The 16002-nt window shown below is 42.0% G+C and carries 16 protein-coding genes; 14 read left to right on the top strand and 2 right to left on the bottom strand.

What is annotated here, in order from left to right:
- Positions 1-8 precede the first annotated feature (8 nt).
- From MHI41_RS17295 to MHI41_RS17285, 3 genes are all read left to right on the top strand, one after another.
- On the top strand, positions 9-1121 hold the full coding sequence (locus MHI41_RS17295; RefSeq protein WP_017360058.1) for an acyl-CoA dehydrogenase family protein: 1113 nt from the start codon (positions 9-11) through the stop codon (positions 1119-1121).
- 16 nt (positions 1122-1137) lie between these two features.
- On the top strand, positions 1138-2280 hold the full coding sequence (locus MHI41_RS17290; RefSeq protein ID WP_017368220.1) for an acyl-CoA dehydrogenase: 1143 nt from the start codon (positions 1138-1140) through the stop codon (positions 2278-2280).
- A gap of 132 nt (positions 2281-2412) precedes the next feature.
- Positions 2413-2610 carry a hypothetical protein gene (locus MHI41_RS17285; RefSeq protein WP_082114265.1) on the top strand — a complete coding sequence of 66 codons (198 nt, stop codon included), beginning with the start codon at positions 2413-2415 and terminating at the stop codon, positions 2608-2610.
- 13 nt (positions 2611-2623) lie between these two features.
- On the opposite strand, the gene MHI41_RS17280 is transcribed toward MHI41_RS17285, so the two are convergent.
- Positions 2624-3103 carry a DUF2798 domain-containing protein gene (locus MHI41_RS17280; RefSeq protein WP_317328198.1) on the bottom strand — a complete coding sequence of 160 codons (480 nt, stop codon included), beginning with the start codon at positions 3101-3103 and terminating at the stop codon, positions 2624-2626.
- 371 nt (positions 3104-3474) lie between these two features.
- Between MHI41_RS17280 and rpoE the strand changes: the two genes are divergently transcribed.
- Positions 3475-4011 (top strand): DNA-directed RNA polymerase subunit delta, encoded by a 537-nt coding sequence (rpoE, locus tag MHI41_RS17275; protein WP_017368217.1) that lies wholly within the window; start codon positions 3475-3477, stop codon positions 4009-4011.
- Positions 4012-4249: 238 nt separating this feature from the next.
- Positions 4250-5857, top strand: a complete 1608-nt coding sequence (pyrG, locus tag MHI41_RS17270) for a CTP synthase (glutamine hydrolyzing) (protein WP_017360053.1) — start codon at positions 4250-4252, stop codon at positions 5855-5857.
- A 41-nt stretch (positions 5858-5898) separates the two neighbouring features.
- Here the strand turns inward: pyrG and MHI41_RS17265 are convergent, their stop codons facing one another.
- Entirely contained in the window at positions 5899-6429 is a 531-nt protein-coding gene (locus tag MHI41_RS17265) for a DUF2529 domain-containing protein (RefSeq protein WP_008343445.1), read from the bottom strand.
- A 180-nt stretch (positions 6430-6609) separates the two neighbouring features.
- Between MHI41_RS17265 and MHI41_RS17260 the strand changes: the two genes are divergently transcribed.
- From MHI41_RS17260 to malS, 9 genes are all read left to right on the top strand, one after another.
- Positions 6610-6984 (top strand): response regulator, encoded by a 375-nt coding sequence (locus MHI41_RS17260; RefSeq protein WP_003214681.1) that lies wholly within the window; start codon positions 6610-6612, stop codon positions 6982-6984.
- Positions 6985-7162: 178 nt separating this feature from the next.
- Complete coding sequence (locus MHI41_RS17255; protein ID WP_007497678.1) at positions 7163-8020, top strand: class II fructose-bisphosphate aldolase; 858 nt, start codon at positions 7163-7165, stop codon at positions 8018-8020.
- Between the two features lie 111 nt (positions 8021-8131).
- A complete protein-coding gene (fsa, locus tag MHI41_RS17250; RefSeq protein WP_003215343.1) occupies positions 8132-8770 on the top strand; it encodes a fructose-6-phosphate aldolase in 639 nt (212 codons plus the stop codon).
- A gap of 246 nt (positions 8771-9016) precedes the next feature.
- Entirely contained in the window at positions 9017-10306 is a 1290-nt protein-coding gene (locus MHI41_RS17245) for a UDP-N-acetylglucosamine 1-carboxyvinyltransferase (RefSeq protein ID WP_007497673.1), read from the top strand.
- A 32-nt stretch (positions 10307-10338) separates the two neighbouring features.
- Complete coding sequence (glpX, locus tag MHI41_RS17240; RefSeq protein ID WP_007497670.1) at positions 10339-11304, top strand: class II fructose-bisphosphatase; 966 nt, start codon at positions 10339-10341, stop codon at positions 11302-11304.
- A 365-nt stretch (positions 11305-11669) separates the two neighbouring features.
- A complete protein-coding gene (gene rho, locus MHI41_RS17235; RefSeq protein WP_007497667.1) occupies positions 11670-12953 on the top strand; it encodes a transcription termination factor Rho in 1284 nt (427 codons plus the stop codon).
- A gap of 130 nt (positions 12954-13083) precedes the next feature.
- The gene (gene rpmE, locus MHI41_RS17230; RefSeq protein ID WP_003215407.1) at positions 13084-13284 is read left to right on the top strand and encodes a 50S ribosomal protein L31; all 201 of its coding nucleotides are present in this window, start codon (positions 13084-13086) and stop codon (positions 13282-13284) included.
- An 87-nt stretch (positions 13285-13371) separates the two neighbouring features.
- The gene (locus MHI41_RS17225) at positions 13372-13974 is read left to right on the top strand and encodes a thymidine kinase (protein ID WP_007497666.1); all 603 of its coding nucleotides are present in this window, start codon (positions 13372-13374) and stop codon (positions 13972-13974) included.
- A gap of 279 nt (positions 13975-14253) precedes the next feature.
- Positions 14254-15954 carry an oxaloacetate-decarboxylating malate dehydrogenase gene (gene malS, locus MHI41_RS17220; RefSeq protein WP_019743245.1) on the top strand — a complete coding sequence of 567 codons (1701 nt, stop codon included), beginning with the start codon at positions 14254-14256 and terminating at the stop codon, positions 15952-15954.
- Positions 15955-16002 lie beyond the last annotated feature (48 nt).

Below are 16002 nucleotides of genomic sequence, written 5' to 3'. Positions count from 1 at the left end.
GAGTCAAGATGGATGTGTTGCTGACAGAAAAACAACGTCTTTGGAGAAAACGAGTAGCAGAATTTGCACGCCAGCATGTCTTCCCAGAAGTAGAAGCGATGGAACAGGGCGTGTTCCCGAAAACGCTTTTAGCTGAAATGGGTCGGCAAGGCTTTTTAGGCATTCCGATCCCAGATAAGTATCACGGATTAGGGGCAGATTTTACAACCTATATCATGGCGATTCATGAATTATCCAAAGTAAGTGCAACCATCGGTGTCATTGTATCCGTTCATACATCCGTTGTGACGATGCCGATTTTGGCGTTTGGAACAACTGAACAAAAAGAATCCTACGTTCCCAAGCTTGCGTCCGGGCAGAAGCTGGGCGCCTTTTGTCTAACTGAACCGAAGGCAGGATCAGATGCCTCTAGTATTCAGTTGAAAGCAGAGCGGGCAGACGATCACTATGTGTTAAATGGAACGAAAATTTTTATCACAAGCGGCGGTGAAGCGGAAGTGTATCTTGTATTTGCTGTGACAGACCCTGCTTCTACTAAGAAAAATATATCAGCGTTTATTGTGGAGAAAGGGACACCAGGATTTACGATCGGAAAAGATGAGAAGAAGATGGGCCTGCATGGATCAAAAACAGTCACACTTCATTTTGACGGTGTTCGAATTCCAAAAAAACAGCTGCTCGGTGCAGAAGGAGAAGGCTTTCGGATTGCCATGTCTAGCTTAAATGCGGGGAGAATTGGCATTGCGGCTCAAAGCCTTGGCATTGCAGAAGCCGCATTAGATGAGGCGGTGACGTATTTAAAGCAGCACCCAGCTGGCCTTGAAACGACCATTCGGTTGGGCGATCTGGGCACCAAGCTGGAAGCGGCAAAACTTCTTGTCTATCAAGCCGCCTCTTATAAAGAGGCCAATCGCCCTGTCACGAAGGAAGCGTCGATGGCGAAGTTATTTGCATCTAAAACAGCGGTTGATATTAGTACAGAAGTCATCCATTTGCTTGGTCTAGCCGGTTACACGAAGCAATACCGAGCAGAGCGGTACTTTCGTGATGCGAAAATTTGTGAGATTTATGAAGGAACAAGTGAAATACAAAGGCTGGTTATTTGTAAACAGCTAATATGAAGTGAGGTGGCTCATGATGCAGTTCCAATTAAGTGACGAACACGAAATGATACAAAAAATGGTGAGAGATTTTGCGAAAAATGAAGTGGAGCCAACAGCAGCAGAGCGAGATGAAACAGAATCGTATGATCCGGCTATTTTTCGTCAAATGGCAGAGCTTGGTTTAACGGGAATCCCTTGGCCAGAAGAAAATGGAGGGATTGGTAGTGATTATTTGGCCTATGTCATAGCGGTTGAGGAGCTCTCGCGAGTGTGCGCCTCTACAGGTGTCACCCTGTCTGCTCACACATCACTCGCTTCATGGCCGATCTATACATTCGGAACAGATGAGCAAAAGGAGACGTATTTAAAGCCGCTTGCAGCGGGTCAGAAGATCGGCGCATACGCACTGACCGAGAGCGGCTCGGGCTCAGATGCCGGCGGAATGAAAACAACAGCAGTAAAAGCAGGGAATGAATACGTCTTGAACGGTGCAAAGATTTTTATTACCAATGGAGGCATTGCGGATTATTATATTGTGTTTGCTGTTACTGACCAGGATGCTTCATCCCGCAATACAACCGCTTTTATTGTAGAAAAAGAGACGCAAGGCTTCTCAATCGGCAAAAAAGAAAGCAAACTGGGCATCCGCTCATCGCCAACGACAGAAATCATCTTTGAAGACTGTCGTATACCCGAAAGGAACCGGCTTGGTCAAGAAGGCGAAGGTTTTAAGATAGCGATGATGACACTTGACGGCGGCAGAAACGGTATTGCCGCACAAGCTGTTGGTATTGCTCAAGGTGCTCTGGATGCAGCAGTCAATTATGCAAAGGAGCGCAAACAATTCGGTAAACCAATCATTCAGCAGCAAGGCATTGCTTTTAAGTTAGCGGATATGGCAACGGCAATTGAGGCCTCAAGACTGCTCACCTATCAGGCAGCATGGCTTGAAACAAAGGGGCTTCCGTATGGGAAAGAATCAGCTATGTCCAAGCTCTTTGCTGGTGATACAGCCATGAAGGTGACGACAGAAGCCGTACAAATCTTTGGTGGATATGGCTATACAAAGGATTACCCAGTCGAACGCTACATGCGTGATGCGAAAATCACTCAAATCTATGAAGGTACACAAGAAATCCAGCGGCTGGTCATCTCACGGAAACTGCTAGATATGTAGAAACGAAGTAAAGACCACCTGATGTGAGGTGGTCTGTTTTTGTCTCAAATGTGAAATCCTCTCCAATGTGATCTCATATCACCTGATCGTTATGGTAAAATTGGAAAAAGAATCAAAATGGAGGTTATCATGATGAACACAACATTGATTGGCATTTTAGCAATCGTCACAATGATCATATGGATTATGGTCTCCAAAGAGCTTTCAAATTCTCCAAAAAAGAAGGAAGAAAAAGAAAACAGCCGCAGAAAACTCATTGTACTCATGTCTGCGGGCACTTTATTCACCGTACCTTTGGTTTTTTCACTCATTCAGAATATCCAGCTGTAACATATCCCTTCGACTAAACCGCTGCTGTCTGTTTTAATTTCATCCATTTGAAGAAAACAAAACGGACAAGTGGTCCCATAATCAACATCTGCAAAGGGAACGCCAACATGACATTATGGCCGAAAATCGTTAAGTAATCAGATAGAATCGATTGTGTTTGAAATCCTGTGCTGATGCTTTGAACGACATATCCGCATAAAGACATGAGACACACCATCCCAAACACGATAAAGATAGAAAGAGTAAGAATAAAATAGATTTTCTTGCCTTTTGGGGCAAAACGGTTGGCTGCTTTTTTTGCTGAAGGCCCAACAATACACATCTCAATCAACAACGTGATGGCAAAACCGATCACATAGGTGAGTACACCTTCTAACCATGTCATATGTCCAAGCCGTCCATTTAGAAATAGGTTATAAAAGAACATCACTGAAAACATACAAAAACACATCAAGACACCAAATTGTATATCTTCTTTTTTTGTCATTGGCAATTCGATCAACCTCTCAAAATTAGTCTATTTATTATAGATTTCTGTTTCAATTCGTCGTAAGTGAACATTTTGTGAAGGAATAAATCCCCTTTTTTAAGAAGAGTAAATGGCTTTGTATTCATCAAAAGAGAAGACAAAAAAGCATGCAAAATGTGTACTTCACACATGAATTATGCCAATTCGGCGCAAATGATTGACCGCTAGAGGCTCCTCATGCGAAAAAATCAAAAATTAACATCAATAAAGGTGGCATAAACTCTCCTAATTTGTTTATAATGAGAGGTATGGTTTGTCGTAAGAATAAGGTATAAATACTTATTATTTCACTGATAAATGGATACATACATGTAATAGAAAGGGAGTGTCTGACCTTGAGTTTGAAAGAATACTCACAGGAACAGCTCAAACAAATGTCTTTAGTTGAACTTGCTTATGAAATTTTCAGAGACAGCAAAACACCGATTACGTTTTCCGAGTTAATAGATGAAATTGTCCGTTTGCAAGGGATACAAAAATCTGATCTTGATGATCGACTTGCTCAATTTTATACAGACTTAAATATAGATGGCCGCTTTATTTCGTTAGGTGATCAGAGATGGGGACTTCGCAGCTGGTATCCAGTTGATCAAATCGAAGAAGAAGTTCAGCCAGCTGTGAAAACAAAAGCGAAAAAGAAAAAAACAAAAGCTGCTGTCGTTGAAGAAGACTTCGATGATATTGAAGAGGAAGAAGAAATCGACGAGCTTGAAGAAGATCTTGATCTTGTTGAAGACGACGAGGACCTTGACCTAGATGATGAAGAAATCGATGAAGAGATAGAAGACTTCGACGAAGATGATGATGAAGATGATGACGGCTTAACGGAAATTGATGAAGACGATTTAGACGATGATGAGGAAGACAAATAACCCTCACAAGCCGGTCCTGAAAACAGGACAAAACCGTCTTGACTTTCAAGAGCGAACTATGTAGTATGTATTTTGGGCTCTCTAAAAAAGAGTACGTAAAGATACGTTCATTTACGCTCCCTTTCATTTATTTGAAAGGGAGCTTTCTTATTTTTCAAGAGATTTAGGGATACACTCTAAAAGGATGAAGCTGTGCATGTCTAGTCATGCAAGGGTAAAAAAGAGAGGAGCATACGAAATGACAAAGTATATTTTTGTAACAGGAGGAGTTGTTTCCTCACTTGGAAAAGGGATCACGGCTGCATCGTTAGGCCGCCTTCTGAAAAATAGAGGGATGGATGTCACCATTCAAAAATTTGATCCATATATCAACGTAGACCCAGGGACAATGAGTCCATACCAGCACGGTGAGGTATTTGTTACAGACGACGGTGCTGAAACAGACCTTGACTTAGGTCACTACGAGCGTTTCATTGACATTAACTTAAATAAGTACAGCAACGTTACAACAGGTAAAATCTACTCTACTGTTTTGAAGAAAGAGCGCCGCGGCGACTACTTAGGTGGAACAGTACAGGTTATTCCCCACATTACAAATGAAATCAAAGACCGTGTGTACCGTGCCGGAAAAGAAACGGGTGCAGATGTGGTCATTACAGAAATCGGTGGAACAGTAGGAGACATCGAATCCCTTCCATTCCTTGAAGCGATTCGTCAAATGAAGAGTGACATCGGCCGTGAAAACGTGATGTACATTCATTGTACCCTTGTTCCTTACATCCGTGCAGCAGGCGAACTGAAAACAAAACCAACACAGCATAGTGTAAAAGAACTTCGCAGTCTTGGTATTCAGCCAAACGTCATTGTGGTCAGAACTGAAATGCCATTGGCACAAGACATGAAGGACAAAATTGCGCTATTCTGTGATATTGATACGAAAGCAGTCATCGAATGTCAGGATGCAGATACCCTTTATTCGATTCCGCTTGATTTACAAAAACAAGGATTAGACAAGCTTGTATGTGAGCACATGAAGCTTGACTGTCAAGATGCGGACATGACGGAGTGGACGGCGCTTGTTGATAAAGTACAAAACCTTTCAAAACAAGTTACGATTGGTCTAGTAGGGAAATATGTTGAGCTGCAAGATGCATACATTTCTGTCGTTGAATCCCTTCGTCATGCGGGCTATGCATTTGATGCGGATGTTCAAATCAAATGGATCAACGCAGAAGAAGTCACAGCAGAAAATATGGCTGATTTCGCTCAAGATGTAGACGGCATTATTGTTCCTGGAGGCTTCGGAGACCGCGGAGTAGAAGGGAAAATCATTGCAACACAATATGCGCGCGAAAACAAAGTGCCATTCTTCGGAATCTGCTTAGGTATGCAAGTCGCATCTATCGAATATGCGAGAAACGTACTAGGTTTAGAGGGAGCACATTCCGCTGAAATTGATCCAGAAACAGCATTCCCAATCATCGACCTTCTTCCAGAACAGAAGGATGTTGATGACTTAGGTGGAACACTTCGCCTCGGCCTATACCCTTGTAAATTAAACGAAGACTCAAAAGCATTTGCTGCATACAATGACGAAGTCGTGTACGAACGCCACCGTCATCGCTATGAGTTTAATAACGAATTCAGACAGCAAATGGAAGCAGCAGGTTTTGTCTTCTCTGGTACAAGCCCAGACGGACGCCTTGTTGAAATCATTGAACTGAAGGATCACCCATGGTTCCTTGCTTCTCAGTTCCACCCAGAATTCATTTCAAGACCAACAAGACCACAGCCGTTATTTAGAGATTTCGTTGGTGCTTCACTACAGGCATCTGAATCAAAATAAAACAAAAAACTGCCGAGAATATCATCTTCTCGGCAGTTTTTTTATTCATATTCCTCAACGATTTCTTTCACAGTAAACGATAGAGCATGGTAGACATATAAGCAGGTCATCAGTGCAGGATAGCCGAACCTTGTTCCATCTTCAGCAGGCACAAGTGGTTTTTTGAGCTGAAAATCAATGTGGACATCACAATGCTCTTCAATAAATGATGTCTCCTTTTGTGCAGGACCGACACCGACAATAGGTGTGCCTTGTTCGTGCAGCTCTTTGACAAGGGATTGAATCTCTTGATCTTCTGGATCTGAATAAAATAAAAGCACCCTGTCACTTGGATGAAGTAAGCTGCGCTCCTTTTGATCCAGCGGCAGAACCTTCGCACCCGGAAACGGCTCCTTGCTCTCGGATGCCTCTAAGGCTACAGCCGCCAGTTCATTCTTGCCATGAAAATACACGGCATGTCCACTGACAACGGCCTGAGCAAGAAGGCGTGCACCGTCTTCGATCGCTTCGGCCTGCTTATCTCCAATACGTGAAAAAATACCTGATAATTGGGTAGTGAAAATTTTTAACAAGACTCATTTCCTCCTTCTGTCAGATCATTTTATAATAGAATATAAAGAGAATATTAGGAAAAATGCTCAGAAAATGTCGTAAAGTAAACTATTATAATTAAAGGAAATGTGAAAATCAAACAGAATTATTTAACAACAGCTCTTTTTATGGCGAAAAATGAAAGCAATGGGGTGTAACAGATGAATGAGAAAATTTTAATTGTCGATGATCAGTACGGTATTAGAATATTGCTGAATGAAGTGTTTCATAAAGAAGGCTATCAAACCTTTCAAGCCGCTAATGGACTACAGGCATTAGATATTGTGAAAAACCATAGACCAAACCTCGTCCTGCTTGATATGAAGATTCCCGGAATGGATGGCATTGAGATTTTAAAACGCATGAAATTAATTGATGAAGACATCCGCGTGATCATTATGACAGCTTATGGCGAACTAGATATGATTCAAGAGTCTAAAGAGCTCGGTGCATTAACGCATTTTGCTAAACCATTTGATATTGATGAAATCCGTGATGCGGTCAAAGAATACTTGCCACTCGAAACAAATGGCTAGATGGAAATGATTGAATCAAGTCATTCTGTTGCCGATTTGTCGAATAATTGGTATTCTAGATAAGAAGAAGAAAGCGATCTGACTTTGAAAGTTTACATATGGCGAGAAATTCTGGTCATGCTAGGGTGGAGAGCTTTTTTTAGTAAGCAAATTAGCTACATAGGGAGGATTTTTCATCATGCCTTTAGTTTCAATGACAGAAATGTTGAAAGACGCAAAGGAAAAAGGTTACGCTGTTGGACAGTTTAACTTAAATAACTTAGAATTCACGCAAGCGATTTTACAAGCTGCTGAAGAAGAGAAATCTCCAGTTATTTTAGGAGTATCTGAAGGAGCAGGACGCTACATGGGCGGCTTCAAAACAGTTGTCGCAATGGTAAAAGCGTTAATCGAAGAATATAATGTAACAGTTCCTGTTGCGATTCATTTAGATCACGGTTCAAGCTTTGAATCTTGTGCAAAAGCTATTCATGCAGGATTTACTTCTGTGATGATTGATGCTTCTCACCATCCATTTGATGAGAACGTAGCGACAACTGCAAAAGTGGTTGAGCTTGCACATTTCCACGGTGTATCTGTAGAAGCTGAGCTTGGAACTGTTGGTGGACAAGAAGACGACGTCATCGCTGAGGGCGTTATTTATGCTGATCCAAAAGAGTGCCAAGAGCTTGTAGAACGTACTGGTATTGACTGCCTTGCGCCTGCACTAGGTTCAGTTCATGGTCCATACAAAGGTGAACCAAACCTTGGTTTCGCTGAAATGGAAGAAATCGGTAAAACAACTGGACTTCCACTTGTTCTTCACGGCGGAACAGGTATCCCAACTGCTGACATCAAGCGTGCGATTTCACTTGGTACAGCAAAAATCAATGTAAACACTGAAAACCAAATTGCTTCTGCGAAAGCAGTTCGCGAAACACTTGCTGCAAAAACAGAAGAGTATGATCCACGTAAATATCTTGGACCAGCTCGTGACGCAATTAAAGCGACTGTTATCGGCAAAATGCGTGAATTTGGTTCTTCTAACCAAGCATAATTTGATGAGAACCGAAAGCCGCCTGAGTCACAGGCGGTTTTCTCCATATCTTGAGAAAGCGCAATCAAATTTACATTTCAGACAATTTATTGATAGGAGAGTGGCACAGTTATGTTATTTTTCGTAGACACAGCGAATATCGCAGACATCAAAGAGGCACACGAGCTTGGCATTTTAGCAGGCGTGACAACAAACCCTAGTTTAGTAGCGAAAGAAAAGGACGTATCGTTCCACGACCGCCTTCGTGAAATCACTGACGTGGTATCAGGTTCAGTTAGTGCGGAAGTCATTTCCCTCAAAGCAGAAGAAATGATCGAAGAAGGAAAAGAGCTTGCTGCTATTGCACCAAATATTACAGTTAAAATCCCAATGACAACAGACGGTCTTAAAGCGGTCAAAGCGTTAACAGACCTTGGGATTAAAACAAACGTCACGTTGATTTTTAGTGCAAACCAGGCACTTCTTGCAGCTAGAGCTGGTGCGACGTATGTCTCTCCATTCCTCGGCCGCTTAGATGACATTGGCCAAAATGGTCTTGATCTCATTAGTGAAGTGAAAACCATTTTTGATGTTCATGGATTAGATACACAAATCATTGCTGCATCCATTCGTCACCCGCAGCATGTGACAGAAGCTGCGCTTAGAGGTGCTCATATCGGCACAATGCCGCTGAAAGTCATCAAGCAGCTGACAAAACACCCATTAACGGATGCAGGCATTGAGCAATTTTTAGCAGACTGGAATAAATAAGTGATTGTGGCAGACGGATATCCATCCGTTTGCCGCAGTTTTCCTTTAATACGCTAAGAAATGTTTTGTGCAAAGAAGAGAACATCACAGCCTCGCAAAGCTTCGATTATTTTTCTTCCGACAAATTTCGTTTAACCTGTATTCTTTCTCTTGATATTGGCTAAATTTTGGACAAGACCTTTTAAAGCGCGACATCCACAAACAGTATAACTCCAACAGTGATCTTCTTTAAGAAGGGAGACAAATATGGAAAAGTTAAACATTGCCGGCGGTGACCCCTTGCGCGGGACCGTACATATTAGTGGTGCGAAAAATAGTGCTGTGGCACTGATTCCTGCCACGATTCTCGCTGATTCTCCAGTAACCATTGAAGGCCTTCCGCATATTTCAGATATTGACACATTACGAGATCTGTTAGAAGAGATTGGCGGAAAGGTCACTTTTGAAAAAGGTGAGATGGTTGTCAATCCTGCCTCCATGATCAGTATGCCGCTTCCTAATGGGAAAGTGAAGAAACTGCGAGCATCCTATTATTTAATGGGCGCCATGCTCGGTAGATTCAAGCAGGCTGTCATTGGATTGCCAGGGGGATGTCACTTAGGACCTAGACCGATCGATCAGCATATCAAAGGCTTTGAAGCACTTGGAGCCGAGGTGACAAACGAACAGGGTGCGATTTATTTGCGCGCTGAAAAATTAGTCGGAGCCCGTATTTATCTTGATGTTGTCAGTGTAGGTGCGACCATCAACATCATGCTGGCAGCCGTGCTAGCTGAAGGGAAAACAGTGATTGAAAATGCCGCAAAAGAACCCGAAATTATTGATGTAGCGACACTGCTTGCAAGCATGGGAGCTAAAATCAAAGGTGCGGGGACGGATGTGATTCGGATCGAAGGTGTGGAATCTCTTCATGGCTGCAGGCATTCCATCATCCCTGACCGCATAGAAGCAGGTACATTTTTAATTGCAGGTGCAGCGATGGGGGATGAAGTTGTGCTTGATAATGTGATCCCAACTCATTTAGAATCAATTACGGCGAAACTTAGAGAGATGGGATTCACAATTGAAACAAGCAACGATCAAATGCTGATCGTTGGCAGAAATGAAGGACTCAAGCCTGTCGATATCAAAACCCTTGTGTACCCGGGCTTTCCGACCGATCTTCAACAGCCGATGACGGCTTTGTTAACAAAAGCGAAAGGCACGAGTGTCGTGACAGATACCATTTACTCTGCCCGCTTTAAACACATTGACGAATTGCGTCGAATGGGTGCTAACATGAAGGTGGAAGGAAGATCTGCCATTATTACAGGTCAAACGCAACTTCAAGGTGCAAAGGTCAAAGCAAGTGATCTGCGAGCAGGTGCTTGTCTCGTTGTTGCAGGGTTAATGGCAGACGGTGTGACCGAAATCACAGGGCTTGAACATATAGACAGAGGATATAGTATGCTTGAGGAGAAGCTTGAAGGCTTGGGTGCAACCATCTGGCGTGAAAAGCTGAATGACCAAGAAATAGAAGAACTTCAAAATTCATAAGGCTTTGACTGTGAGAGGAGATTTGGACAAAAATGGAAAGAAGTTTATCGATGGAACTAGTACGGGTGACAGAAGCAGCTGCATTAAAATCTGCTCGTTGGATGGGTAGAGGTTTAAAAGACGAAGCGGATGATGCTGCAACAAGTGCCATGCGTGATGTATTTGATACGATTCCGATGAAGGGAACTGTGGTCATCGGCGAGGGAGAAATGGACGAAGCGCCAATGCTTTATATTGGGGAAAAGCTTGGAAACGGATATGGACCTCGCGTGGATGTCGCTGTTGATCCATTGGAAGGAACAAATATTGTGGCGAGCGGCGGCTGGAATGCTTTAGCTGTTATCGCTGTTGCAGATCATGGCAACTTGCTGAATGCACCTGATATGTACATGGATAAGATCGCAGTAGGTCCAGAAGCGGTAGGCTGCATCGACATTGAAGCGCCTGTCATTGACAATCTTCGTGCTGTTGCAAAAGCGAAAAACAAAGATATTGAAGATGTTGTTGCGACAATTTTAAACAGAGAGCGACATGAAAAGATCATTGCTGAGCTGAGAGAAGCTGGAGCAAGAATCAAGCTGATCGATGATGGTGACGTTGCAGGAGCCATTAATACAGCATTTGATCACACAGGTGTTGATATTCTATTTGGTTCAGGTGGAGCGCCTGAAGGTGTCCTTTCTGCTGTTGCGCTTAAAGCACTTGGTGGAGAAATCCACGGTAAGCTTCTTCCACAAAGTGAAGAAGAGCTGAGACGCTGTGAGAAAATGGGGCTGGATGTTGGAAAAGTCCTCAGAATGGAAGACCTCGTGAAAGGCGATGACGCCATTTTTGCAGCGACAGGTGTAACAGATGGCGAGTTATTAAAAGGTGTTCAATTTAAAGGCTCTGTTGGAACAACACATAGTGTTGTCATGCGTGCGAAATCAGGTACTGTTCGATTCGTCGATGGCAGACACAGTTTAAAGAAAAAACCGAATCTTGTCATTCGTCCGTAATCTGAAAGCGGGTATTCTTTACCCGCTTTTCATATAGGTGTCAAATATATATCATTTTCTTTTTAAAGTTGAATATTCCCTGCAAATGAGGTAAAACTAAAGAGTGCTGCGAAATTTTCTGCGAATTTACTTCTTTTAAGCTTCAACAAGTTTAAATACTGCCGCATCATGACGATATACTCATTATCCTTCTCTATGTTGACAAAGCTCTATTTCACATTGTTCCTATCTTTACGATAAAACGAGTGGGAGCGTTACCATGAGAGCAAGGTCATTCCAACAAAAAACGGAATTAAAAGCTAATCAAATACAATGGTCATGCATTTGTAATGAAATACATTGACTAGAAAAGTGTGGTGTCCATATTGAAAGATGTTTCGATTTCATCTTTGGAAAATATGAAATTAAAAGAGCTGTATGAGTTAGCAAAAAAGTACAAAATCTCTTATTACAGCAAACTAACAAAAAAAGAATTAATTTTTGCCATCTTAAAGGCAAACGCTGAGCAAGAGGATCTCTTATTTATGGAAGGGGTTCTAGAAATTATTCAGTCAGAGGGATTTGGTTTCTTAAGACCAATTAACTATTCCCCAAGCTCTGAAGACATTTATATTTCTGCTTCACAAATCAGACGCTTTGATTTAAGAAATGGTGATAAGGTGTCTGGAAAGGTACGACCTCCAAAAGAGAATGAACGCTACTATGGCCTCCTTCATGTAGAAGCGGTAAATGGGGACGACCCAGAATCAGCAAAGGAACGTGTTCACTTTCCTGCTCTCACACCGCTATTCCCTGATCGTCAAATGATTCTTGAAACACAGCCTAATCATCTGTCTACTAGAATTATGGATATGATGGCACCAGTTGGTTTTGGACAGCGTGGATTAATTGTTGCGCCGCCTAAGGCAGGGAAGACCATTTTACTCAAAGAAATTGCCAACAGCATTTCTGAAAATCATCCAGAGGCAGAACTGATTGTTCTTCTTATTGACGAACGTCCAGAGGAAGTAACAGATATCGAACGATCTGTTGCAGGTGATGTCGTTAGCTCAACCTTTGACGAAGTACCGGAAAACCACATTAAAGTAGCAGAGCTTGTATTAGAGCGTGCGATGCGTCTAGTTGAACATAAAAAAGATGTCATCATCTTAATGGACAGCATCACAAGACTTGCCCGTGCATACAACCTGGTCATTCCACCAAGCGGCCGAACGCTTTCTGGCGGTATTGATCCAGCTGCTTTCCATCGCCCAAAACGTTTCTTCGGTGCTGCGCGTAACATCGAAGAAGGTGGAAGCTTGACCATTTTAGCTACTGCACTTGTTGATACGGGATCACGTATGGATGATGTGATTTATGAAGAGTTTAAAGGAACAGGAAACATGGAGCTCCATTTAGATCGTTCTCTTGCAGAAAGAAGAATTTTCCCAGCCATCGACATTCGTCGTTCCGGTACAAGAAAAGAAGAACTGCTTGTGCCTAAAGAGCATCTTGATCGTCTATGGGCGATGAGAAAATCGATGTCAGATACACCTGATTTCGCTGAGAAATTCATGCGCAAAATGAGAAAAACAAAGACAAACCAAGAATTTTTCGATATTTTAACGCAAGAGTGGAAACAAGCAAATATGTCTGCATCAAGAAGATAGCTTCCTGAAAAAATACATTTGCAATCATAGACTCACACTGTTATAATTTTATCATGTGCGTTTCAGAATTTATTCTGAGATATTAACTCTGTTTCCGAATTGGATTCAGGGCGGAAGGAGATGACAGTAGATGAAAACAGGAATTCATCCTAACTACAAAAAAGCTACAGTCAAATGCGCTTGTGGAAATGAGTTTGAAACTGGATCAGTAAAAGAAGAGGTACGCATCGAGATTTGCTCTGAGTGCCATCCTTTCTATACAGGCCGTCAAAAATTCGCTTCTGCTGATGGACGTGTTGACCGCTTTAACAAAAAATACGGTCTTAAGTAATAATAGATACAATAAACAGGCAGGAATCCGTTCTTGCCTGTTTTTTTACGTGGATTGATGGAACTTTAAAACGGGGGAGAAGACCTTATGTATGTGATGAAACAAAGCGGTTGGCTTGAAGTCATCTGCGGAAGTATGTTTTCTGGAAAGTCGGAAGAATTGATTCGGAGAGCCAAAAGAGCCACCTTTGCCAAACAAGAAGTAAAAATATTCAAACCAGCGATTGATAACCGATATAGCACAAGCTCAGTTGTGTCACATAACGGTTCATCCGTCGATGGGATTGCAGTAACCTCACCAAAAGACATAATAACGCACATATCAGAACGAACCGATGTCATTGGCATTGATGAGGTGCAATTTTTTGATGAGACAATCATTGATATTGTCACTCAATTGGCTGATAAAGGCTACCGAGTCATTGTTGCAGGCCTTGATCAAGACTTCAGAGGAGAGCCATTTGGTGTTGTTCCGCATTTAATGGCATGTGCAGAGCTTGTAACAAAACTTCAAGCGGTTTGTTCGGTATGCGGCTCCCCAGCGAGTAGAACACAACGCTTGATCGACGGTAAACCCGCATCCTATGATGATCCCATTATTTTAGTAGGTGCGCAGGAATCATACGAAGCACGATGCAGACATCACCATGAAGTACCAAAACTAGATGTTGGTACAACACTTGACAATTAAAAAAATAGCAAATGCCGCTGTGTTTCGTTTTTCGATTTTTTGGCTGAACACCCATCATTTGTACTTAAATAAATTAAATAACGCTACGAAAAAATTATCTAATTTTCAACGCTTGCGTTTTAGTATAAGCAGGCATAAAATGACTAACTGTAGTGTAAAGCATTTAAACGAAAAGTTCGATTTCTTGTCATAATTTTTTTGATTAAGGATTTTTCTCCTTGATCATTCTTTGTATTAATAGTTCACTTTATTTATATTTTAGAAAGAGGGTAGTTTTTGATGAACAACGTGAAGAAAACAAAAGAAGGGTACCTCGAAACCACTTTGACAGGTAAAGATGTATTATCGATTCCAACGTTGAACAAAGGCGTTGCTTTCTCTGAAGAAGAAAGACAAGAGCTTGGACTAGAAGGTTTACTTCCTCCAACTGTTCTGACTTTAGAACAGCAAGCGGAGAGAGCATACAAGCAATTTCTAGCTCAGCCAGATCGTCTTCGTCAAAACGTATACTTAAGTGATTTGCAAAACCGTAACGAAGTATTGTTCTATAAGCTTATATCAGACAAGCTTCGTGAAATGCTTCCTGTTGTTTACACACCAACTGTTGGTGAAGCGATTCAAGAATACAGTCATGAATACAGAAGACCTCATGGTGTCTACCTTTCAATCGACAACATTGACGGCATTGAGAAAGCATTTGAAAACTTACATGCAACAGCAGGCGACATCGACCTCATCGTAGCAACTGACTCTGAGAGTATTCTTGGAATTGGTGACTGGGGTGTTGGTGGTATCAACATCGCAATCGGTAAATTAGCTGTTTACACGGCTGCAGCAGGTATTGATCCAAGCCGCGTGATTCCAGTTGTATTAGATGTTGGAACTAACAATGAGAAATTATTGAATGATCCATTGTACATCGGGAACCACCATAAACGTGTGCAAGGTGAAAAATACGAAGAGTTCATTGATGCGTATGTAAAAGCAGCACTTAAATTCTTCCCGAAAGCATTGCTTCACTGGGAAGACCTTGGAAACAAAAATGCGCGTAACATCATGAAAAAATACAACGACAACATCTTAACATTTAATGATGATATCCAAGGTACTGGTGCCATTACTTTAGCGGGTGTTCTTGCAGCTGTCAAGAAAACTGGTACTCAATTGAAAGATCACCGTGTGATGATTTTCGGAGCTGGATCAGCTGGAATCGGAATCGCCGATCAAATGCGTGACACAATGGTTCTTGAAGGTCTAAGTGAAGAAGAAGCAAACAATGCATTCTGGACGTTAGACTACAGAGGATTGCTAACAGATCAGTTTGAAGATGAAGTGCTTGATTTCCAAAAACCATACCTTCGTTCTTCTGATGAAGTAGAAGGCTGGGCTCGTGATGAAAAAGGACAAATCTCATTTGCTGAAGCAGTTCGCAAGGTGAAGCCAACCATTCTTATTGGTACATCAGGTCAAGGCGGCGCATTCACTGAAGAAATTATTAAAGAAATCGCAGCTCATACAGAGCGTCCAGTGATCATGCCGATGTCTAACCCAACACCACTTGCTGAAGCAGTACCGGAAGATCTATTCAAATGGACAGACGGTCGTGCGCTTGTTGCAACTGGAAGCCCATTCGAAAATGTCGAGTATAACGGAATTGAACATGAAATCGGACAATCAAACAATGCGTTCGTTTTCCCTGGACTTGGTCTTGGTTCAATCGTAACGGAATCAAAAATTATCACAAAAGGCATGTTCGTTGCTTCTGCAAATGCGATCGCTGAAATGGTTGATCATGAAAAACCAGGCGCTGGACTGCTTCCAAGCATTGATAAATTGCAAGAAGTATCAATCAAGGTAGCTGTTGAAGTAGCAAAAGCAGCAATTGAAGATGGTGTCGCTAGAAAAACACCTGACAACATCGAACAAGCTGTGAAAGATGCTATGTGGATTCCTGAATATAAAAAAATTGTAAGAGCATAATAAAATGTGTAACGCGGCATTGTTTCGGGTAATGTAAGCAATGCCGCT

It is taken from the genome of Bacillus sp. FSL M7-0307, from assembly GCF_038627835.1.
Classification (GTDB): domain Bacteria; phylum Bacillota; class Bacilli; order Bacillales; family Bacillaceae; genus Bacillus; species Bacillus altitudinis.
This window is presented reverse-complemented; position numbering and strand designations above follow the sequence as displayed.

Excerpts from the sequence above, each read along its gene's own strand:
- MHI41_RS17285 (WP_082114265.1), top strand. The coding sequence starts at position 2,413 with ATGAACACAACATTGATTGGCATTTTAGCAATCGTCACAATGATCATA.
- malS (WP_019743245.1), top strand. The coding sequence starts at position 14,254 with ATGAACAACGTGAAGAAAACAAAAGAAGGGTACCTCGAAACCACTTTG.
- MHI41_RS17245 (WP_007497673.1), top strand. The coding sequence starts at position 9,017 with ATGGAAAAGTTAAACATTGCCGGCGGTGACCCCTTGCGCGGGACCGTA.
- MHI41_RS17255 (WP_007497678.1), top strand. The coding sequence starts at position 7,163 with ATGCCTTTAGTTTCAATGACAGAAATGTTGAAAGACGCAAAGGAAAAA.
- fsa (WP_003215343.1), top strand. The coding sequence starts at position 8,132 with ATGTTATTTTTCGTAGACACAGCGAATATCGCAGACATCAAAGAGGCA.
- glpX (WP_007497670.1), top strand. The coding sequence starts at position 10,339 with ATGGAAAGAAGTTTATCGATGGAACTAGTACGGGTGACAGAAGCAGCT.
- rpmE (WP_003215407.1), top strand. The coding sequence starts at position 13,084 with ATGAAAACAGGAATTCATCCTAACTACAAAAAAGCTACAGTCAAATGC.
- MHI41_RS17225 (WP_007497666.1), top strand. The coding sequence starts at position 13,372 with ATGTATGTGATGAAACAAAGCGGTTGGCTTGAAGTCATCTGCGGAAGT.
- MHI41_RS17260 (WP_003214681.1), top strand. The coding sequence starts at position 6,610 with ATGAATGAGAAAATTTTAATTGTCGATGATCAGTACGGTATTAGAATA.
- MHI41_RS17295 (WP_017360058.1), top strand. The coding sequence starts at position 9 with ATGGATGTGTTGCTGACAGAAAAACAACGTCTTTGGAGAAAACGAGTA.
- MHI41_RS17290 (WP_017368220.1), top strand. The coding sequence starts at position 1,138 with ATGCAGTTCCAATTAAGTGACGAACACGAAATGATACAAAAAATGGTG.
- pyrG (WP_017360053.1), top strand. The coding sequence starts at position 4,250 with ATGACAAAGTATATTTTTGTAACAGGAGGAGTTGTTTCCTCACTTGGA.